Source organism: Desulfatiglans parachlorophenolica (assembly GCF_055394735.1).
On sequence record NZ_AP042460.1, the window covers coordinates 3,372,223 to 3,393,354 of the forward strand.

16 protein-coding genes are annotated in these 21,132 nt (G+C 61.5%); 9 read left to right on the top strand and 7 right to left on the bottom strand.

Annotated elements, in window-relative coordinates:
• Positions 1 to 42: 42 nt before the first annotated feature.
• The 7 genes from ACZ500_RS15825 (at position 43) to ACZ500_RS15855 (ending at position 7,483) form a co-directional block, all read left to right on the top strand.
• Positions 43 to 378: an acyl carrier protein gene (locus ACZ500_RS15825; protein WP_464228339.1), complete on the top strand. Its 336-nt coding sequence runs from the start codon at positions 43 to 45 to the stop codon at positions 376 to 378.
• Positions 379 to 390: 12 nt separating this feature from the next.
• Positions 391 to 1,656, top strand: a complete 1,266-nt coding sequence (locus ACZ500_RS15830) for a beta-ketoacyl-[acyl-carrier-protein] synthase family protein (protein ID WP_464228341.1) — start codon at positions 391 to 393, stop codon at positions 1,654 to 1,656.
• Between the two features lie 186 nt (positions 1,657 to 1,842).
• A complete protein-coding gene (locus tag ACZ500_RS15835) occupies positions 1,843 to 2,283 on the top strand; it encodes an acyl-CoA thioesterase (protein WP_464228342.1) in 441 nt (146 codons plus the stop codon).
• Positions 2,276 to 3,202: an ACP S-malonyltransferase gene (locus ACZ500_RS15840; protein WP_464228343.1), complete on the top strand. Its 927-nt coding sequence runs from the start codon at positions 2,276 to 2,278 to the stop codon at positions 3,200 to 3,202. Before ACZ500_RS15835 ends, ACZ500_RS15840 begins: the two co-directional genes overlap by 8 nt.
• Entirely contained in the window at positions 3,199 to 4,431 is a 1,233-nt protein-coding gene (locus ACZ500_RS15845; protein ID WP_464228345.1) for a 3-hydroxyacyl-CoA dehydrogenase, read from the top strand. The genes ACZ500_RS15840 and ACZ500_RS15845 overlap by 4 nt, the downstream gene beginning before the upstream one ends.
• A 210-nt stretch (positions 4,432 to 4,641) precedes the next feature.
• Entirely contained in the window at positions 4,642 to 7,002 is a 2,361-nt protein-coding gene (locus ACZ500_RS15850) for a PBP1A family penicillin-binding protein (RefSeq protein ID WP_464228346.1), read from the top strand.
• Positions 6,983 to 7,483, top strand: coding sequence for a tetratricopeptide repeat protein (locus ACZ500_RS15855; protein ID WP_464228347.1), 501 nt, complete (start codon positions 6,983 to 6,985; stop codon positions 7,481 to 7,483). The genes ACZ500_RS15850 and ACZ500_RS15855 overlap by 20 nt, the downstream gene beginning before the upstream one ends.
• Positions 7,484 to 7,519: 36 nt before the next feature.
• On the opposite strand, the gene ACZ500_RS15860 is transcribed toward ACZ500_RS15855, so the two are convergent.
• The 5 genes from ACZ500_RS15860 to ACZ500_RS15880 all read right to left on the bottom strand — a co-directional run bounded on the left by ACZ500_RS15860 (position 7,520) and on the right by ACZ500_RS15880 (position 9,604).
• Positions 7,520 to 7,930, bottom strand: a complete 411-nt coding sequence (locus ACZ500_RS15860) for a thioesterase family protein (protein WP_464228348.1) — start codon at positions 7,928 to 7,930, stop codon at positions 7,520 to 7,522.
• Complete coding sequence (locus ACZ500_RS15865; protein ID WP_464228349.1) at positions 7,923 to 8,093, bottom strand: hypothetical protein; 171 nt, start codon at positions 8,091 to 8,093, stop codon at positions 7,923 to 7,925. The genes ACZ500_RS15860 and ACZ500_RS15865 overlap by 8 nt, the downstream gene beginning before the upstream one ends.
• Before the next feature lie 88 nt (positions 8,094 to 8,181).
• Positions 8,182 to 8,904, bottom strand: coding sequence for a uracil-DNA glycosylase family protein (locus tag ACZ500_RS15870; protein ID WP_464233067.1), 723 nt, complete (start codon positions 8,902 to 8,904; stop codon positions 8,182 to 8,184).
• 141 nt (positions 8,905 to 9,045) lie between these two features.
• Entirely contained in the window at positions 9,046 to 9,240 is a 195-nt protein-coding gene (locus ACZ500_RS15875) for a hypothetical protein (RefSeq protein WP_464228350.1), read from the bottom strand.
• A 13-nt stretch (positions 9,241 to 9,253) separates the two neighbouring features.
• Positions 9,254 to 9,604, bottom strand: coding sequence for a hypothetical protein (locus tag ACZ500_RS15880; RefSeq protein ID WP_464228352.1), 351 nt, complete (start codon positions 9,602 to 9,604; stop codon positions 9,254 to 9,256).
• Between the two features lie 264 nt (positions 9,605 to 9,868).
• Here ACZ500_RS15880 and ACZ500_RS15885 point away from each other — a divergent pair, with 264 nt between their 5' ends.
• Both ACZ500_RS15885 and uvrA read left to right on the top strand, forming a co-directional pair.
• Positions 9,869 to 10,705 (top strand): DnaJ domain-containing protein, encoded by an 837-nt coding sequence (locus tag ACZ500_RS15885; RefSeq protein WP_464228353.1) that lies wholly within the window; start codon positions 9,869 to 9,871, stop codon positions 10,703 to 10,705.
• 286 nt (positions 10,706 to 10,991) lie between these two features.
• Positions 10,992 to 16,307 carry an excinuclease ABC subunit UvrA gene (gene uvrA, locus ACZ500_RS15890; RefSeq protein WP_464228354.1) on the top strand — a complete coding sequence of 1,772 codons (5,316 nt, stop codon included), beginning with the start codon at positions 10,992 to 10,994 and terminating at the stop codon, positions 16,305 to 16,307.
• A gap of 82 nt (positions 16,308 to 16,389) precedes the next feature.
• Here uvrA and lon read toward each other — a convergent pair whose 3' ends face one another.
• Positions 16,390 to 18,816 carry an endopeptidase La gene (gene lon, locus ACZ500_RS15895; protein ID WP_464228355.1) on the bottom strand — a complete coding sequence of 809 codons (2,427 nt, stop codon included), beginning with the start codon at positions 18,814 to 18,816 and terminating at the stop codon, positions 16,390 to 16,392.
• Positions 18,817 to 19,222: 406 nt separating this feature from the next.
• Positions 19,223 to 21,130, bottom strand: coding sequence for an ATP-binding cassette domain-containing protein (locus ACZ500_RS15900; protein ID WP_464228356.1), 1,908 nt, complete (start codon positions 21,128 to 21,130; stop codon positions 19,223 to 19,225).
• Positions 21,131 to 21,132: the final 2 nt, after the last annotated feature.

A 21,132-nucleotide genomic window follows, 5' to 3' on the forward strand; every position in this document is an offset into this window, starting at 1 on the left:
TTTGACCTGTGTGTTAATCACTTGTTGACGTAAAGTGGAATATTGGAGGAAAAAGGCGTGACACGGGTGCTTAGCGATGAGGAAAAGAAGAAAATTTCACAAGAAATTTTTGATTTTTTGGCTGATGAATTTGAAATTGACGTTGGTGAAATCACGCTTGATACAAATATCATCGATGATCTGGGTGGAGACTCCATCTTATTCCTCGAAATGATCGAGGAGTTTAAAGAAAAATATAATATTGAACTTGAAGTGAGAACGATCGGTCAATATATGCTGAAAAATCCCATCTACACCGTCGGGGAAACCATCAAGGCCATCTACACCATCATCGAAAAAGGTGAACAACTGTTGGAAGAACTTAATCTCGGGGATTAGCCGTTGCGGGGTATGCCATCCATCTCGCCAAGCGCCCGCCCACCGATCGCTGTGACCGGCATGGGTATGATATGCCCGCTCGGTGTGACGGTTCATGAATGCTGGGAGAACATGCTGCAAGGGAAGTCCGGTATTCACCCCATCACAGCATTCGATACATCCGGTTGCACGACGACGATCGGTGGGCAACTCCCTGAGGCGGCCTCCCGGATAGAAAAGGCACGGACACCAAAGCGGCTCTTCAAACAGACGATCCGTCCCAGCCGTCTGATACGTCTGTGCGCTCAAGACGCCATGGCGGACAGCGGCGTCGACGTCGGGGGTCTGGATACAACCCGTTGCGCCATCATCGTCGGCACCAGCGGTTCAAGCGTCGGAAGCCCTTTGGACCTGGCGGATGCCGAAACAGAACGCTTCAGGATCATCCGAGATATGGCCAACGCTCCGGCAGCCTGGCTCAGCATCGAGTTCGGGTTCAAAGGGCCGGCCTTCACCCTTTCCGCCGCAGCCGCATCCGGTATTTACGCAGCGGCCGCAGGCGTCGATCTCATCCGTCATGGATGGGCGGATGTGGTCATTGTCGGCGGCGTAGACACTGTTCTGACAAAGAACAGCCTCATCAAAGGCAACTATTTCAAGATGCTCTCCACCCGCAACGCCGAACCCGAAAAAGCCCTGCGCCCCTTCGATGCCAGGAGGGACGGATGTCTGCTCTCGGACGGGGCCTGCGCCGTCGTCTTGGAATCTCTTCCCCACGCCCAATCCCGAAACGCGCACATCTATGCGTTGATACAAGGATATGCCACCTGTTCGGAGTCTTACAAACCCCATGCGGCACCCCGACCCGGAGAGAAGGAAATGGCTCGGACGATGGAGATGGGCCTTCAGGACTCCGGGATGGGCAAAGAATCCATTGGGTATCTGAGCGCTTCCGCCACATCGACCGTCATCGACGATGCGCTTGAATCGCAGGCCATTCGAAAGGTTTTCGGAGACCACGCCGAAGCACTGGGCATCAGCGCCGTCCAATCCATGATCGGTCACACCATGGCCGCCTCGGGTCTCATTGCGTTATCCACAACCGCCCTGGCCCTCGAAACCCAGATGGCGCCGCCAACCATCAACTATGCCTTTCCGGATCCGGCATGCGATCTCGACTATATACCGAACGTCATGCGAAAATTGAACGGGGTGGAAGGTGCCATGGTCAACGTATTCAGTATCGGGGGTCATAACGCCGCGGCGGTCCTGAGCCACCATCAGACGGCCCCGGAATGAGCGGCCACCTTGTGGAACAGCCCACCGGGTGCAATCGAAATACGGGACTTACGGCGGTCTCTTCTTTTCTTCTAGAACCGTTTCGCAGGCAGCACGCGACCGATCAGGCGCCGCATCGAGACCCCAAGCCGAAGGGTTGCCAAAGGCGGGCGCCGGGGACGGAACATCCCTGGAAAGGATGACGGGATGAAAGGACCCTGTTTTCCAGATCTGGAAGTACCCATCCGCGTGAGGTACCATGAAACGGACAAGATGGGGGTCGTCCACCATTCCAATTACATCCGCTACATGGAAGTCGCGCGTATGGCCTGGCTGGACGCTCTCGGGTGCCCTTTTACCCGGATCGAAGGCGGGGACACCCAACTCATGATCACGGAGGTCTCCTGCACCTATCGCGCACCGGCAACTTTCGACGATCTCCTCCAAGTGCATATCATTTTAGAAAGATGGAACAAATTCAGGCTTTCTTTTCTATTTCTGATCAAAAAGGAAGACCGGGTCATCGCCAAAGGAGGCTCCGCGCTTGCGGCCGTCAGCAATGCGGGCTATCCGGTACCCCTTCCAGAAATCCTGCTAGAGCGATTATCGGAACTCGATGTAACGGCACCCCAACATCATCATGACTGATCCCACGGCACAAAATCGTCGGGCCTGCATCCTCGTTCCGGGCATCGGCACCTCTTATCTGAAGGCCCTTCCGCTCGTCTCGAAAAGTCCGCTTTTCCGGGAAAACTGCGAGAAAGCCCGCATCACGCAGATCGTCGAACAAATGGACCCCGAATCGGAAGACCATGGCCCGGCGCTGATGGACACCCTCGACAACCAAAGGCTTTCCTACGCCATCAACTGCACCATGTGCGATCTTTACGCCGCCCGAGGGATAACCGCAGAACTGGTTATCGGATACAGCATGGGGATTTATGCAGCCCTTTACCACGGCGGATTTTACTCGTTCGAAACCGGCCTTTCCATCCTTGAAAAAGCCCACGAACTGGCCTCGGAATGGTGCCTCAAGAGCGGTAGAGCCTATGGTATGACCCTGATCCTGGGCTTGACCCTTCCTGAAATCCGCGACCTTCTCCTATCCACGGCCGAAAGCCGGCTGGAGATTGCCATGCACAATGGCAAGCGGAACTTCGTCATAGCGGGTGAGCGTGCCGCCCTCGAGTCGTGTCTCGAAAAGGCGCTGCACTTGGGGGCACTGGGCACAAGGCCGATTCACACGGCGCATCCCTATCACAGCTCTCACCTGCAGCCCATTGCCTGTGAGTTTATCGCATTCGTCAAAGGTTGCAGGATGCTCCCCCCGAAGAGAACGGTGCTCTCTTTGATCGACGGCCGACCAATCGATCGAGGACACGCAGCCGATGTCGTCGTGCAGTCGATACATACGCCTCTTCATTTCGATTGGGCCATTCAGAACGCCGTCCGGATTCACGGTGTCTCAGCCTGTCATGAAACCGGACCGCCGAAATCAATGGCGCGGCTGACCAATTACATCGACCGGAAACTGATCGTCCATTCCTTCCAAAAGGAGGATCGATGATGAAAATCGGATTGGCAGGCTATGGCAAAATGGGCGCGTCCATCTTCCGGTTGCTTTCCGGAACGCCGCACCCCATAACCGTGCTCTGCATCGATGAAACAGAGGCGCACACCGCCGGCAAGAAGCACACAAAACGCCTCGAACGGGCCTCAAGAAGCGGACAACTGACCGAAGCGGCCTACAAGACCTGTAAGGAATGCGTCCGCTTCACCTGGCGCGTGCAAGATCTCGCCGGATCGGATGTCGTCGTCGAAGCCATCTACGAAGATCCTGTGGTCAAAACAACGCTCTTCAAACAACTGGAATCCTTTCTTTCACCAAGGGCCCTGCTGCTATCCAACACGTCTTCCATCTCCATTGCTTCTCTGGCCGAACACCTCCGCTATCCGGAGCGATTTTGCGGCCTGCATTTTTTTTACCCCGTCGAACTGATCAATCTGATCGAAATCCTGGAAGGGCCTGAAACATCCCCTGAACTGCCCGCCTACCTCAAGTCCTGGTGCCGCGATTTGGGCAAAAACGCCATCCTCGCAAAGGATGCACAAGGTTCCGTTGTCAATGCCATCCTCAGTTATTATTACCTCGAGGCGCTTTACATCCTGGAAGAAGGCCTGGCCCTGCCGAGTGCGGTGGATGCCGCTGCCCGCGCATTGTTCTATGTCGGCCCGTGTGAATCGATAGACGTCATCGGTATCGATTTTCTTCTCGCCGCCATGCGACGCGCCGGTCAACCGGGAAGTCTGCTCCCGGTCGATTGGGACGGGCAAGGCCGCCTGCCGTACGAAAAACAAGGACTGCGGGCACCGGTACTATTTGAAAGACTGCTCTCTCAGGGACGGACCGGCAAGAAGGTCTCGCGCGGGATATACCTCTATGACGGCCACAGGGCCCTGGATGACGCGCCAGGCTTTTATAGGCATCCGCCTGACGCCGAAGCGGCGGCCGGACACCCTGCGCAGGATGAACCGCTGGCCAAAAGACTTCTTTATGCCGTATTGAATGGCACCCTTTACAGCCTGCAGCAGAAAAAGGCCTCGCTCGAGGACCTGGATCTTGCCGTCAAGGAAGTCCTGCTGATGAAGCAAGGCCCGTTCGAAATGATGAAAGAGATGGGCCTGGAAACGGTCCTGTGGGACTTTTCTCTTCTGGCAACCCGAGTAGGAAAGCGCTTCGAGATCACAGACCTGGATCTGCTGACCTTCGCCCTCTCTCACGCTCCGCAACGATGAGCGCGTTTATCTCTCGTTTACGCTGGATATCGCGCCCGAAGGCCGTTGCACTCTCGCCCTGAATTGTCTATGCTTCCATGGTGGTAGAGCTACGCGCGAGCAGAACCGATTTCTCGGCCCTGCTCTCGACACCCCTCAACCTCTTGCGGCTTTTCCGGATCACAGAACTGTATTCACCATAAAGATCGATATGTTAGGCCAACTTTAAGCATGCGCAAGAAAACCAGCCCAAAAAAAACCACCCCGAAGCGCCGAAGGATTGAACGAAAAAAATCCGTCAGGCGGCGCCTGCTCACCTGGGGCTTCACCGCCCTGCTGCTCATCGCCGCCGGCCTGGCCCTCTATGGGGTTTTTCTGGCCCAGGACATCCAGCACCGCTTTTCAGGTCGTCGCTGGACGGTGCCTTCCAAGATCTATTCGGACACTACCCTCCTCTACCCCGGAGAACCCATAAACCTCGATGCCCTCAGGAACAAGCTGAAGCGTCTCCAATACCGGCTGGTGCACCGACCTCCCCGGCAAAAAGGCGAACTGTTCTTCAGCGGGACGACCCTGCGAATCTTCCTGCACGACATCGACATCCCCGGCAGGGTCAGAACCGGCTATCCCGTCGAGATCCAACTCCAAAAAGGGCGTATCAGCGCCATCCGGAGGACGGATCAGCCCGCTGCTTTGAAGTTCCTGGAACTCGAACCCGAAGAGTTGATGCTCTTTTTCGGCCTCGAACGCGAAGACCGTCAACTCGTCTCCATCGACGAGATCCCGCTGCACGTCATCCAGGCCGTGCTCGCCGCGGAGGACGCCCGCTATTATGACCATCCGGGCATGGACATCAAGGGAATCCTGCGCGCGGTCTACACAGACCTCAAACACGGCGAACTGCGCCAGGGGGGATCCACGATCACGCAGCAGCTGGCGAAAAATTATTTTCTGACCCCTGAAAAGACCTTTCAACGCAAACTCAAGGAAGGGCTGCTGGCCGTCACCATGGAGATGATTTACGACAAAGACGAGATCCTCGAAATCTACCTGAACGAGATCTACTTCGGGCAGAAGGGGTCCGTCGCCATCCACGGCATCGGCGAGGCGTCCTGGTTCTATTTCGGGAAACCGGTCAAGGCGATTTCCCTTCCGGAGGCCGCCACCCTCGCCGGTCTGATCCGTGCTCCCAACCATTACTCCCCCTACAAAGACCCGAAGCGTTGCGTGGAGCGGCGCAATCACGTCCTGCTGGCCATGCACAAACGGGGATGGATCTCCGAAGACGAAAGGGCCTCGGCCTCAGGCACAGCGCTCGATGCCATCGGCTACCAGGCCTACGGTCGAACCGCACCCTATTTCCTGGACTTCGTCGTCTCGCAGCTGAAAACCCTCTATTCGCCGGACGACCTGGCGAGCCTCGGCCTCTCCATCCAGACTACCCTCGACACCCAGGTCCAGGAGGCGGCCGAAAAGGCCCTCAAGAAGGGACTTGAACGGATCGAATCACACCATCCCGATTTGAAGCGCTCCTCCCCGGAAAGGCAGGTCCAGGGCGCCATCGTGGTCATGCAGCCCCGCACGGGGTCCATCCTGGCCATGGTCGGAGGACGCCATTACGGCGACAGCCAGTTCAACCGTATCACCCATGCACGGCGCCAACCCGGCAGTGCCTTCAAGCCGTTCGTTTTTCTGAGCGCCCTCGACCGTTTCACACCCGCCAGTCTCCTATCGAACCAGCCCAAGACCTACACGATCGACGGTCAGGCCTGGGAGCCCAAAAACTACGCCCCGCTGCAGGCCGATCAGGTCACCCTGCGAACGGCCCTCGCCAAATCCGTCAACCGGGCCTCCGTGGACCTGGCGATGCAGGTCGGTCTGAGCAAGGTGGTGGAAACGGCGAAACGCTTCGGGTTTTCGACCCCGCTTCCACCCTATCCATCCCTCGCCCTGGGCGCCGCCGAGGTCGTCCCGCTGGAGCTGGCCCGCGCCTACTGCGTCTTCGCGGGGGACGGCATCCTGCCCCAGCCGCTTTCCCTGCGGGAAGTCATCGACGAGGGTGGGGAAACGCTCGAAAGACGCCACATGGACATCACCGAGGTCACCAGCCCGGCGAAGGCCTACCTCATGACGTCCCTCCTGCAAAGCGTGGTGCAGGACGGCACGGCCCGGAGACTCCCTGCTCTCGGCATTCCGTTTCCCACAGCCGGCAAGACCGGCACGACCAATGATTCACGCGATGCCTGGTTCGTGGGCTATACGCCGGATATCCTGGCCCTGGTTTGGGTGGGGTTCGATGAAGGAGGCACACTGCACGGGACGGGGTCTTCGATCGCCCTCCCTATCTGGGCCGATCTCATGCGATCCCTGCCGCAGTTCGCGGCCGGCAACTGGTTCACGCCCCCGGAGGGCGTCACGACGAAAAAGATCTGCCCGGCAAGCGGGCTTCTTGCCCTGCCGGGCGCGTGTCCATCGCCGCAGGACGAAATCTTCCTGGTGGAAAACACCCCCCGAGAGACCTGCCCGCTGCACACGCCCAAGAAAAAAACCGGAATCCTGGAGTGGTTCACAGATGTATTCGAAAACCTCTAAAACACGGATCCTCGTGATGGTGAGCGGCCTTCTGCTGTTCATCACCTCCTGTGCAACCGCCCCGCAGCCGGCGGCGAAACCGGTAAAGGCATCCGTGCCTAAGCCGGCACCGACCGCCCAAGCGCCCCCTCGCGCCCCGTCCCCTCCGCCGCAGCAACGCTCGATCGACAGCGTTCCGCCGCCCCGGGCCACAGCGACCCCCAAAGTCGATCCCAGGGCGGTCGCCGCCCTCGAGATCACGGAAGAGGGGCGCATGCTTCTAAAAGACGGGCAGACCGACGAAGCCATCACCGTCCTCGAACGGGCCCTCAATCTGAATCCGAGCAACGGCCAGGCCTGCTACTACCTGGCGGAGGCCTGGATGGTGAAAGGGAACAGGCGGCAGGCCAAATCGTTCAACCGCCTGGCCGGCATCCATCTGCAAAAAGACCGGGAATGGCGGGCGCGGGTCGACGCGCAGCGGCGGCGTATAGAGCGGTGAGAACGCCCTGGGTATTGAGAAAAAAACATCGGATCCTCAGCCGGGCCCCCAGTCCCGCTGCGGTTTCATCTTGCGCCGGACCCTGTCCAGAAAGGATTTCACCGAGACCAGGATCTGGGTGTTTTCCCCCTCGGCGATCTTCTGGAACTCGTCCCGCACCACCACCTGAAAAACCATTCTGCCTTCTTCAAAGACAGTCAGCTCGGATTCGGCACGCACGCTCACGCCGATGGGGGTCGCCGCAAAATGGTGCACATGAATCTCCGTCCCGACACTGATGCGGCCTTCCGGCAAACGGCCGGCAATCGCGTTGCGAGAGGCCTGCTCCATGAGCAGAACGACCTGATGAGTGGAGAGGACCTCGGCGCCCAGATTCCCGGTGAAACTAGCCAGATTCTGCCTTGAAACCACCAACTCCGCAAAACCCCTCAAACCAGGCTCAATCATCGGCTGTACTCCTTTCAACCCCTGAAACAACACCGCCCGGCTGATCGCCATCGACCAAAAACCATTCCATCATGGCCTTGAAACCGAGCAGCGGGGCGTCCACCTCCTGTCTCCGGAATATCTGCCATCCCACCTGCCGCCCCGACGGCACGGGTTCGGGCACCGCATCCACCTCATACCATCACGACCATGAATCCCGCAAGCCGAACAACCACCACCCCATTGCAGAATCGCCAAACCTGCGGCCTGCTTCACAACCCGATTCCCATGTCTGCCAGCTCCGCCTCGATCAGGGCTTCCCAACCTCGGTTCGCCTTCGGATTCGCGGGGCTCGGATGGCTCAGGGCGCCGACGATAACGGCCGTTCCCCGCAGGGCCTCGCCGGCCCTGTGCGCCGCAAACTTGCCCACACCCATCACGAACCTCGGACGAACCAGGCCCACCGTCTCGCGCAGGGCACGATCACAGGCGGCCAGCAGGGGCTTCCGCTCCGCCGCGGGCAACTTGTCCGGCGTGAGGTTCCGGCCGCTCTCTTCCATAAAGAGCAAGGGACAATAGTTCGCCACGAAAAACCGACTGAAAAACAGTTCGGGCTCGCCGAAGCGCGAGCGTGCCCATCCCCAGAGCCTCCGCCCGCTCACCTCGCTCCGCCTGCAGCCGAAGCCTTCAACCGGACGTTTGGGATGCTCCAGCCGCGGCCGCCCAACCGGCGCATGGATCTTCAGCCAATCCCGCACTGCACCCACCTCTCCGAACGGGACGCCGGTCTGGGCCATGCCCCAAGGCCCCGGATTCATCCCCAACAGGAGCACTTCCTTCAGCCCCATGCCGTAGCGCTCCAGATAGAGGTCGTAGGGGGCCCTGGCATAGACCAGCGGGTTGTATACATGGGTGACCGGCGCGCTGAACCGGAGGGCGCTCAGAGCTGAAACCAGTGTATCGTTCAGGTTCCGCCAATCCTCGGCGCCCCGCATCTTCTCTGATCCAGTGAGCAACCTACCCCCCTTTCTCTCCTTTTATCGCTCCGAAACACCGGACCTGCACCACTCCGCCGACATTTGCCGGAACGCGGCAGCCCGCTCGATCCGACGTCATGACGACATCGTTTATCCCAATCAACCCGGCAGGGCGCCGCCCCGTACATTCCATACGGATGCGGCTGATCCGGAAATGAACCCGTGACCTGCCCCGAAGCGGTGGGTCCCGGTTTGGCCAATATCAAGGAAATCCAGCGTTTGCGCGGAGGCGACCTGTAGGTCGCCGCACAAGCAAACGTGCAGATTGACGCCGAGATTGGCCAAAAAGACCATTTCCCGATGGAAACTATCTCATGTCCATCCGAAAAAGAACATCCGCCACGACTAAGTTTCCAATTCGGAAATGAGGATTTTTGGCCAATATCAAGGAAATCCAGCGTTTGCGCGGAGGCGACCTGTGGGTCGCCGCACAAGCAAACGTGCAGATTGACGCCGAGATTGGCCAAAAAGACCATTTCCGGATGGAAACTATCTCGTGTCCATCCGAAAAAGAACATCCGCCACGACTAAGTTTCCAATCCGGAAATGAGGATTTTTGGCCAATATCAAGGAAATCCAGCGTTTGCGCGGAGGCGACCTGTGGGTCGCCGCACAAGCAAACGTGCAGATTGACGCCGAGATTGGCCAAAAAGACCATTTCCGGATGGAAACTATCTCAAATGCAGGCCCATTGCAAGCCCCTGGACTATCTCCCGCCGTGCACGCTTTTCCAACCCCGGCCCGCTCCGGTTTTGCACTTGCCGCCGCTCCCGTTATTCTATATTCTGATACACAGATCGTATTTTTTCACCGTTGATGATAAGGCTCTCTGAACAGTCCCCGATCAGCGCGACCCGCCCGATCGAAGCCGCCTGCTCTCGAGTCCCCTGTCAACACCGACGCAACCCATCCCGACATCCCGATGAACCAGAACGGATCCAGAGATTACTACAAGATCCTGGGAGTCGACCCCGGCGCCTCCTCGCAGCAGATCAAGGAGGCCTTTCGTCGGTTGGCCCTGGAGCACCATCCGGACCGGAACCAGGACAATCCGGAGGCGACCTCTCGGATGGCGGCCGTCAACGAGGCCTACGCGGTCCTCTCGGACCCGGTGAAGCGCCAAGAATACGACGAGATCCGAAGCCGATTCGGCCCCGAGGCCTACGGCCGGTTCCGTCAACACTATTCGCAGGAAGACATCTTCCGCGGTTCGGATATTCAAACCATTTTCGATGAGATGAGCCGGACCTTCGGCTACCGGAGCTTTGAAGATCTTTTCACGGAATTCAGCCATTCCGGCGGCCGCAGTTTCGAATTCGGGGGCCCGGGCTACCGCGGAAAGGGATATGTCTTCACCTCCCGGCCGGGGCGAAACCGCGGACCTTCATCGCCGCTGCTGAACCGGGGGATCGGCAAAATGCTGTCCTACGGGCTTCGAAAAACGTTCGGGGTCAACATCCCCGAGCGCGGCCCTGACCGCCACGACACCATCACCCTGCCACCCGAGGAAGCTGAACACGGCAGTAAGGTACCGTACAACCTGAGAGAGTTTTCCAAGACGCTCCTGGTCAACATCCCCGCCGGTTTTCCGGAAGGGGGGCAACTGCGCCTCAAGGGCATGGGGGGCCTCGGCAAGGGCGGGGGCGAACCGGGCGACCTTTACCTGAAGGTCCGTTTCAGAAAACCCCTGATGCAAAAAATCAGCGGGGCAGTCCAGCGTTTCCTCGGCGCGATCAACCCAAAAGACGGTACGTCTTAAAAAGCCGTCGCGCTGTTACATCGAGGCCCTGGAGCCATCGGAAACTCCTTTCAGGATAAAGCCGCGGCATTCGCCCGGACCAATCCGCCAACAGGCCTTGGGACCTTGAGGTGTCAAACCGGCGACGCCCTGAAGAGCAGAAGGGCGTGAACCGCGCGACGCCAAGACCCTGCGAAGCTCTGTTTGCCAAACAGTTGATCGTGACCGCAAAAATCAAACGGTTAGACGCATGCCCGATAGGGCCGGGAGATCCTGAACCCTGAGTGCCTTGAAGAAATCACCGCCCTTGCAGAGAGCATCCGGCCAACCCACCCTCCAGATCTTCGGCGCGCGTCAGAACAACCTGAAAAATCTGGATCTCCAAATCCCCCTCAACCGGATCACCGTGGTAACGGGCGTGAGCGGGTCCGGGAAGTCGTCCCTCGCCTTCGACACCCTCTACGCCGAGGGACAGCGGCGCTACGTGGAAACGTTTTCCCCGTACGCGCGGCAATTCATGGACCGGATGGACCGCCCGCTGGTGGATCGGATCGAGAACATCCCGCCGGCCATCGCCATCGACCGGAAGGACCCGGTGCGAACCTCACGCTCCACGGTCGGCACCATGACGGAATTGACCGACCTCGTCAAGCTCCTTTTCGGCCGCCTCGGCATCCTCCATTGCCGCGTGTGCGGCCGCCCGGTGCACAGCCAAAGCCCCGAGGAGGTATGGCAAGCCCTCGCCGGAACACCGGCAGGGAGCGAGGTACTGGTCGCCTTTCCGATCCTCCTGAACAACGGCGACCCTGCCAAGGCGGCCGCCGAACTCCGCCGTATGGGGTATACGCGCTTCCTTCGTAACCAGGAGATCCTGCCCATCGAGGAATGGGTGCCCCAGCCGGGGGAGTCCGAGCTTTTCGTCATCGGGGACCGGCTTCCCTTCAAGGCCTCGGAGCGCCAGCGCGTCCTCGATTCGGTGGAGCAGGCCTTCCGCCTCGGCGGCGGTCGTCTGAGCGTCGTTGTCGAACGCGGGCGGCCGCTTCCCTTCGCCTCTTCGCTCACCTGCCCGGAGTGCAACATCACCTATCCCGCCCCCACCCCCAACCTCTTCTCCTTCAACAGCCCTCTGGGCGCCTGCGACACCTGCCGCGGGTTCGGGCGCATCATCGACATCGATCTCGACCTCATCATACCGGACCGCGGCCTGTCCCTGGAGGAGGGAGCAATCAAACCCTGGGGCCGTGCGGTGGACGGCCGCATGGAGTTCGAGGACCTGATGGCCTTCTGCCTGAGGGAACGGATTCCTACGACGGTCCCCTTCGAGGCGCTCAGCCCCGCACAGCAACGCCTCATCGTCGAGGGCGGCAAGGACTGGTACGGCATCCGGGGCTTTTTCGACTGGCTGGAGACCAAAACCTACAAGATGCATGTCCGCGTCTACCTCTCGCGTTTCCGCAGCTACACTCCCTGCCCCGCCTGCGGCGGGACGCGCTTCAAGGAAGCCGCCCTGCAATACCGGTTGAACGGGCTGAGCATCGCGGAGATCTATGCCCTCTCTGTCAAGGAATCCACCGTTTTTTTCGATGCCCTGCCCGTTTCGGACGTAGACAAGGCCGCGCTCATGGTCCTCGGCGAAGTCCGTAGCCGATTGAAATACCTGAAAGATGTCGGGCTTGACTACCTCACCCTCGACCGGCAGTCACGCACCTTGTCGGGCGGGGAGGTGCAGCGCGTGGCCCTCACATCGGCCTTGGGCTCGTCCCTCGTCAACACTCTCTACGTCCTGGACGAACCGAGCATCGGGCTCCACCCCCGCGACAACCACCGACTGTCACGGATCCTCCACCGGCTCAGAAACCTCGGGAACACCCTCGTCGTGGTCGAGCATGACCCTGAAATCATCGCTCGCAGTGACTTTCTCCTGGACCTCGGACCGGGCGCCGGCAAAAATGGCGGGCAGATCATGTATTTCGGACCCACCGCCGATGCCCGTGACACCGCCACCGCCCAATACCTGAGAGGCGAGCGATTCATCCCCCTCCCTTCGAAGCGCCGCCCGACCGAAAACGGCTGGCTCACCGTGGAGGGCGCCGCGGAGAACAACCTGAAGGACATCGATATCCGCCTCCCGCTCAACTGCCTTACCTGCCTGACCGGGGTTTCCGGGTCCGGCAAATCCACCCTGGTGGAAGAGATCCTCTACAAGGGGATAAAGCGCCTCAAGGGGCAGTCGGAAGGCCGCCCCGGCGCCCACCGCGCCATCCAAGGGGCCGATCGGGTGAGCGATGTCGTGCTGGTGGACCAGAGGCCGATCGGACGCACGCCGCGGGCTAATTGCCTGACCTACACGAAGGCCATGGACCCCATCCGCAGCCTCCTCGCCAGGACGCGCAGCGCGAAGGCGGCGCGCCTCGAACCGCGCCACTTCTCCTTCAATGTCGCCGGGGGCCGGTGCGAGACCTGCCAGGGCGCCGGGTTCGAAAAGGTCGAGATGCAGTTTCTGTCGGATGTCTTCGTCTCGTGCCCGGAGTGCGGCGGCAAACGCTTCAAACCCGAGATCCTGGAGATCACGTATGAAGGGAAAAACATTGACGACATCCTGTGCATGACTGTCGATCAGGCCCTGGTCTTCTTTCAGGGCCACACCGCCATCGCCGATGCGCTTCTACCGCTTCAGGAGGTGGGCCTCGGCTACATGGAACTCGGGCAGCCACTCAACACCCTGTCGGGCGGCGAGGCACAGCGGTTGAAGCTTTCCCGGCATCTGAAGGAAACCGGGTCCGGCCATCGACTGTTCATCTTCGACGAACCGACCACGGGCCTCCACTTCGCGGACATCGACACCCTGCTGAAGGTGTTGAGACGTGTGGTCAACGCGGGCAACACCGTCCTCGTCATCGAACATAACATGGACATCGTCAAGGCCGCGGACTGGGTCATCGACCTCGGGCCGGAAGGTGGATCCGAGGGCGGGCGCGTGGTGGCCGCCGGGACCCCCGAGGCCGTGGCCGGCTGCCCGGATTCACACACGGGCCGATTCCTCTCGGAGTACCTCGGCGGGCACGACCGCTTGACCCCGGGCGTCCGGGAACAGGCCGCCCGCTGGGCGGAGGCCCCTCCCGCTCCCGGGGGCGGGGCCATCGAGGTGCGCGGCGCCCGGGAGCACAACCTGAAAGACTTGCACCTGAAGATCCCGCGCCAGCAGATGGTCGTTGTGACAGGGGTATCGGGCTCGGGGAAGTCGACGCTCGTCTTCGACATCGTCTTTGCCGAAGGGCAGCGGCGTTACCTGGAAAGCCTTGCGCCGTACGTGCGCCAATACGTGAAAATCCTCGAACGGCCTGCCGTCGACGCCGTCACCGGCATTCCCCCCACCGTCGCCATCCAGCAGCGCACCAGCCGGAGCAGCCGCCGCTCCACCGTCGCCACCCTGACGGAGGTCTACCATTTCCTGCGCCTGCTCTTCAGCAAACTCGGCGGGCAGTCCTGCCCCGCCTGCGGCCGGCAGCTCAAGGCCCTTGCACTCGAAGAGATCATCGCCGCCATGGCACGGCGCTTCGGCGGTACACACGCCAGGATCCTGGCGCCCAAGGTCTTCGGCCGCAAAGGTTTCCACAAGATCCTCTTCGAACGGTCCTACCAGAAGGGCTTCCGCGAGGCGCGCATCGACGGCCGCTTCACGCCCATCGAACGCGGTCTGAGCCTGAGCCGCTACCACGAACATACCATCGAACTGGTCGTTGGCGAAATCCCCCATTCCAACCTCGAAGCCCTCGTCCTGACGGCCCTGGAGGAGGGGAACGGCACCCTGATCATCGTGGACAGGGCCGGCCGTGAGGAGACCCTGAGCCGCCGGGGCGTGTGCCCGGCCTGCGGGATCGGGCTGCAGGAGTCCGACCCGAGGCTCTTCTCCTTCAACAGCCCCCAGGGCGCCTGCCCCCGCTGTGACGGATTGGGCTCCATCGGCGGGGAAGACACGGCGGCGGGGCGAATCTGCCCCGACTGCGGCGGGAGCCGCCTGAAACCGGAGGCGCTGAGCGCCCGCATCGCGGGGCTTTCCATCTGGGACATCGTTCAGCGGCCGGCATCTGAGATCCGCAGCCTCCTGCAGGGGCTCTCCTTTTCGTCGGCCGAAGCCCCGATCGCCGACCCGATCATGGCGGAGGTACTCACCCGCATCGCCTTCCTCGACCGGCTCGGGCTCGGCTATCTGGCCCTCAGCCGGAGCGGCGACACCCTCTCAGGGGGCGAGGCTCAGCGGATTCGCCTCGCGGCGCAACTGGGATCCAACCTGACCGGGGTATGCTACATCCTGGACGAACCGACGATCGGTCTCCATGCCCGAGACAACCGTCTCCTGCTCGACGCCCTGGACTCCCTCAAGGGGCGCGGCAACTCCATCCTGATCGTGGAGCACGACGAGGAGACCATCCGGGCCGCCGACCACATCATCGACCTCGGGCCGGGCGGCGGAGAGGCGGGAGGGCGGATCGTGGCGAGCGGGACCCTGGCAGAATTGAACCGCGTCCCGGAGTCCCTGACCGGACGGGCCTTCGGCGGCCGGAGGCGGGAGCTGACCTCGCGCCTCCGGCCTTACAGGGATGCACCGGCACTCACCGTCCGCGGGGCTTCCGCGAACAACCTCAAGCACATCGACGCCGTGTTTCCCCTGGGAACGCTCATCGCCGTCACCGGGGTCTCGGGATCGGGGAAGTCCACGCTCCTGAAGGAAACGCTTCACCGTGAACTGCACGCCCGGCTGCAGGGCAAAGGGGGCGGCGGCGGGCTGTGCCGCGGGATCGAAGGCTGGGAGGCGATCGAACGCGTCCTCGAAGTGGACCACACCCCGATCGGCAGAACCCCGCGTTCGGTGCCCGCCTCCTACATCGGGTGCCTGACCGAGATCCGGCGGCTGCTCTCCATGACCCCCAAGGCGCGCGCCCGGGGCTACGGCCCCGGCCGTTTTTCCTTCAACGTACAGGGAGGGCGCTGCGAGGCATGCAAGGGGCAGGGCTCCGTCAAGGTGGTCATGAGCTTCCTGCCGGACGTCTATGTGCACTGCGAGGTCTGCGGCGGACGGCGCTTCGAACCCGAAACGCTCGACATCACTTACAAGGGAAAAAATATCGCCGAGATCCTGGACCTGACGTTCAGCGAGGCCACACCCTTCTTCGAGGCGGTGCCCGCCATACGACGCGCCATCCAGGCGGTGGAAGATATCGGTCTCGGGTATCTCAGGCTGGGCCAGGCGAGCCCCACCCTTTCGGGCGGGGAGGCGCAGCGCATGAAGCTGGCCGAGGAGCTGGGCAAGGCCTCCCGCGGCCGCACCCTCTACATCCTGGACGAGCCTACCACGGGGCTGCACTTCCATGACGTCCAGCGCCTGGTCGGGGTCCTGCAGGCCCTGGTAGACCAGGGGAACACCGTAGCCGTGATCGAGCACAACATGGAGGTCATCGCGGCGGCGGACTACATCATCGATCTCGGGCCGGAGGGCGGGGAGGCCGGGGGGCAGGTCGTGGCTGCGGGCTCTCCGTTGGAGATCCTCGACCATACCGAGATCTCGCACACAGCCGCATGGCTCGAGCGCTATCTGGACGGACGCAAAACGAATCCCTCTTGAAAAAGAGAGGGGCCGCCGTCCGGCAGGGTTTTCCTGCCGGGCGGCGGCCCCATGTCAACCATGATCACCGTCTATCCGACCCTCACGCGTGGGCGGCCCGCTGCACCTCTCCCGCGCCCTCCGCGGGTTCAAGCCCAACGCTCAGGGCCTCGTCGATCCGCTCGACCAACACGAAACGCATGGCCTTGCGAACTTCATCGGGAAGCTCCTCTAAATCACGTTCGTTCCGCTTCGGAAGGATCACCGTTTTCAGGCCGGCCCTGTGGGCAGCCAGGACCTTCATCTTGACCCCGCCGACCGGCATGACACGGCCCCGCAGGGTCACCTCCCCGGTCATACCGACATCCCCGCGGACGGACCGCCCGCTGAAGAGGCTCGCCATCGCCATCACCATGGCGACACCAGCCGAGGGGCCGTCCTTCGGGATGGCACCTGCCGGCACGTGCACATGCACATCGGTCTGCTCGAACAGCTCCGGCGCGATCCCCAGGCGGTCGGCCTTGGATCGCACAAAGCTGTGGGCGATCTGCGCGCTCTCCCGCATCACGTCACCCAGTTGGCCGGTCAGGGTCAGCTGCCCTTTCCCGCGCATCTGGGTGGCCTCGATGAAGAGGATATCCCCGCCGACGGCAGTCACCGCCAGGCCTGTGGCGATACCAGGGATCTCGATGATCTCCGAGGTCTCAGAATCGAACTTTTCCTTCTTCAGGTATTGCCTGACGATTTCCGGGGTGATGGTGATGTGATCCGCCTCACGGCCCGCGATCCGGACCACCGCCTTGCGACACACCCCACCGATCTGGCGCTCCAGGTTCCTCACACCGGCCTCCCGGGTGTAGTCCTGGATAATCTTCAACAGGGCCTCGTCCGTGAAGGTAACCTCCTCCAGGCGCAGTCCGTTGGCCCGAAGCTGCCGGTCCACCAGGTGCCGCTTGGCGATATGGAGTTTTTCGTACTCCGTGTAGCCGTCCAAGTGGAGGATCTCCATGCGGTCCCGCAGGGGTCCCGGGATGGTCTCGAGCTGATTCGCGGTCGTGATGAAGATGACATCGCTCAGGTCGAAGTCCAGGTCCAGGTAATGGTCCCGGAAGGCGTGGTTCTGCGCCGGATCGAGCACCTCCAGCAAAGCGCTGCTCGGGTCGCCGCGCCAATCGGTGCCGATCTTGTCCACCTCGTCCAGCATGAAGACCGGGTTCCGGGTCCCGGCACGCTTGATCGCCTGGATGATCCGCCCCGGCATGGCGCCGATGTAGGTCCTGCGATGGCCGCGGATCTCGGCCTCGTCCCGCATACCGCCAAGACTCATGCGGGTGAACTTGCGGCCAAGGGCCCGCGCGATGCTCTGCCCGAGGCTCGTCTTGCCGACTCCCGGAGGCCCCGCAAAGCAGAGGATCACCCCGGTCCCGTCCGACCCTTCCTTCCCTTCCGCCGCATCGAACCCCGCACCGCGTTCCTTCACCAACTGGTGCACGGCCAAGTATTCAATGATCCGGTCTTTGACCTCCTCCAGGTCGTAATGGTCGTCGTCCAGCACCCGGCGCGCGCCCGTGATATCCGTCTCGTCCACGCTCACCTCGTTCCAGGGAAGATCACACAGCCAGTCGAGGTAGGTCTGGATCACGGGATACTCGGCCGAGTGGGGAGACATGGTGGAGAGCCGCTTCAGCTCCCTCAGGGCCTCTTTTTCGGCCTCCTCCGGGAGGCCGGCCTTATCGATCTTCTCCCGGTACTCGTTAGCTGGCGATTCGGGGGCCTCGTCTTCGCCCAGTTCCTTGCGGATGGCTTTCAGCTGCTGGCGCAGGTAATAATCACGCTGGGCCTTGTCCATCTCCTCCTGGGCGTCGTTCTTGATCTTCTTGCCTAGGCTCAGGATATCCCGCTCCCGTGCCAGATACGCGATCAGGTGGCGGAACTTCTCCTTGACCCGATCCAGTTCGAGGACCAACTGACCCTCGGCAACCTCCAGCCTCAGGTTGCCCGCGACGAGATAACCCAAATATTGCGGGTCATGAACCTGATTCAGAAGCGCCGCGGCCTCCTTCGGCAGGTTGGGGGACAGATGGATCACCTCCTGCGCCAGTTCACGCAGGCTGCGCTCCAGGGCATCCATCTCCACATCCTTCTCGATGATGTCGGAGGCCGACTCCACCTGGGCGCGAAGATAGGGGTCCGAACCGATCCACTGGGTCACGCGGAAGCGCTCGAGCCCCTGCACCACAATCTGAAGGGTGTTCTCGTTCGGCGCCCGCAGGACCCGGTCGATCTTCGCGAGGGTCCCGACCTCATAGATCTCGCCCGGCTGAGGCTCCTCGATATTGCCGTCCTTCATAGTGACGAGACCAATGATCCGGTCCCCCTGCAGCGCGTCTTCCACCAGCTTCACGGAGCGTTTGATGCCAACGACCAACGGAATCACCATGAAAGGATAGGCGACCGTGTTGCGCAAGGGCAGGATCGCAAGCTCGCGGGGCAGATTCACCGCACCCTGTTTTTCCTTTTCATGTTCCATCGTTTCAAGACTCCTTGTATTCAAATGTTTCAGGACTGTCCTCCGCCCGATATGCTGCAAGCATCGGCCAGTGCATCCGGTAAATCTTCTTCCTGTCCAACCGAGATCCGCCGGCGCTCGTTCATTGTTTCTGAAGGAACCCCAACGAAGATCACGATTATAAAATAAGACCTGTCGAAGATTTGTAAAGACCGGCGGTTGGAAGATAGAAGGGGTGGTCGGCTAGCCGCGATCGGATCATCATCGCCCGAAGAAGGGGCAAACAGGCAGGCGGCTGTCCGCCCCGGATCAAGAGTCAGGGCGTATAAGAGGTCTGTGCAGAAAGGTCGATCTGTCCAGCAACGGCGGCTGTGGGCGCCTCTTTTCCCGCCATGGTTGCACGTACGGCCCGTTCAGGGAAAATGGCTCATTGATCCGATTGGAGATGCACCTCCTCCAGTTCCTCCCACCGGGCCATGGCCGCCTCGATCTCCTCCTCGAGGGCGTGGAGCCGGGACTGGAGCCGCGTCACCTCGGTCCCAGCCGATCGATAGAGTTCGGGATCGGCCATGGTGGCGAAGAGGTCGCGCCTTTCCGCCTCGAGGCCTTCGATATGGTCAGGCAGAAGTTCCAGCTCACGCTGCTCCTTGAACGTGAGCTTTCGCGGGCCCTCTTTGCGTGGACGGGGCTTCGGATGCTTCCCCTTCTCCGGGCCCGAGGCCGCCCCATCCTGGGGACGCTGCCTCATCCAGTCGTCATACCCGCCCACATACTCGCTCACCCTTCCTCCACCCTCGAAAGCCAGCACGGAGGTGACGACATGATTCAGGAACGCCCGGTCATGGCTCACGATCAACACCGTCCCGGGGAATTCCACCAGCATCGCCTCCAAAAGTTCGAGGGTCTCGATGTCCAGGTCGTTGGTCGGTTCGTCCAGCACCAGCAGGTTGGCCGGGCGCGTGAAGAGTTTGGCCAGCAGCAGGCGATTCCGCTCCCCGCCGGACAGCCGCGTAATGGGCGCACGCGCCTGCTCGGGGGTGAACAGGAAATCCTGCAGGTATCCGATGACGTGCCGGACCTTGCCGCCCACGATGACCTTGTCGCTGTCCCCGGCCACATTCTGCTGGACCGTCTTGTGCGGATCCAGTTGGGCGCGCAGTTGATCGAAATAGGCCACATCGAGGTTCACCCCCTGACGCACCCGGCCGGCTTCGGGTTCCAGATCCCCGACCAGGATACGGAGCAGGGTCGTCTTGCCGCAGCCGTTGGGCCCGATGATCCCCACCTTGTCACCCCTCAGGATGGTGGTGGAAACGTCCCGAACCACGGGAGCCCCCCCATAGCCGAACGAGACGCCGCGGGCCTCGACGACCAGTTTACCGGATCGCTCCGCCTCGTTCTGAGCCAGGCGGACAGAGCCGCTCAGGGAACGCCTCCTGGCGACTTCGCCCCGCATCTCCATGAGGGCCCGCACCCGCCCTTCGTTGCGGGTCCTCCGGGCCTTGATCCCCTGCCTGAGCCACTCCTCCTCACGTTTCAACTGTTTGTCGAAAGCCGCGTTCCGGTTGGCCTCGACCTCGAGCACCGTCTGCTTGCGGCTCAGGTAATCCTCGTAGCGGCCGGAAAAAGACGTAAGCATCCCCCGATCCAGTTCGACGATGCGGGTGGCCAGACGATCGAGGAAGACCCTGTCGTGGGTCACGAACAGCATCGTCCTGACCGAGCGAAGCAAAAACTGTTCCATCCAGAGGATGGCGTCCAGATCCATATGATTGGTGGGCTCGTCCAGAAGCAGGATATCCGGGTCGTTCGCCAGGGCACGAGCCAGATAGACCCGCCGTTTGAGCCCGGCTGAGAGCGTCCCGCAGGCGGCCGCCTCATCGAGGTCCATGCGCGAGATGACCTCCTGCACCCGCTGATGGCGTTCCCAGGCGCCTTCAGCCTCCAGGGCCTGCCGGATCTGTTCGAGGCGAGCGGAATCCACTTCCTTCGGATGTCCGCGCAGGGCAAGGGCGAGGTGATGGTACTCCTGCAGCGGGGGCGCATGAGGTCCCTGCCCGGAAGCGACGACGTCATAGACGCTTCCCTCCATGTCCAGGGGCACCTCCTGGGGAAGAAGCGCGGTCCTGAGACCCGAAGCGCGCGTGGTCGTGCCGCTGTCAGGCTGCAGCTCTTCGTGGATCAGCCTGAGCAGCGTCGACTTCCCCGTGCCGTTGCGCCCGATCAGACAGATCCGCTCGCCGCGCTCGACCTGGAGATCCACGTCCGCAAGCAGCGGCAACCCTCCGAAGGCGAGGGTGACCCGGGTCAACGTGACGAGAGGGGATGGCCTCATAT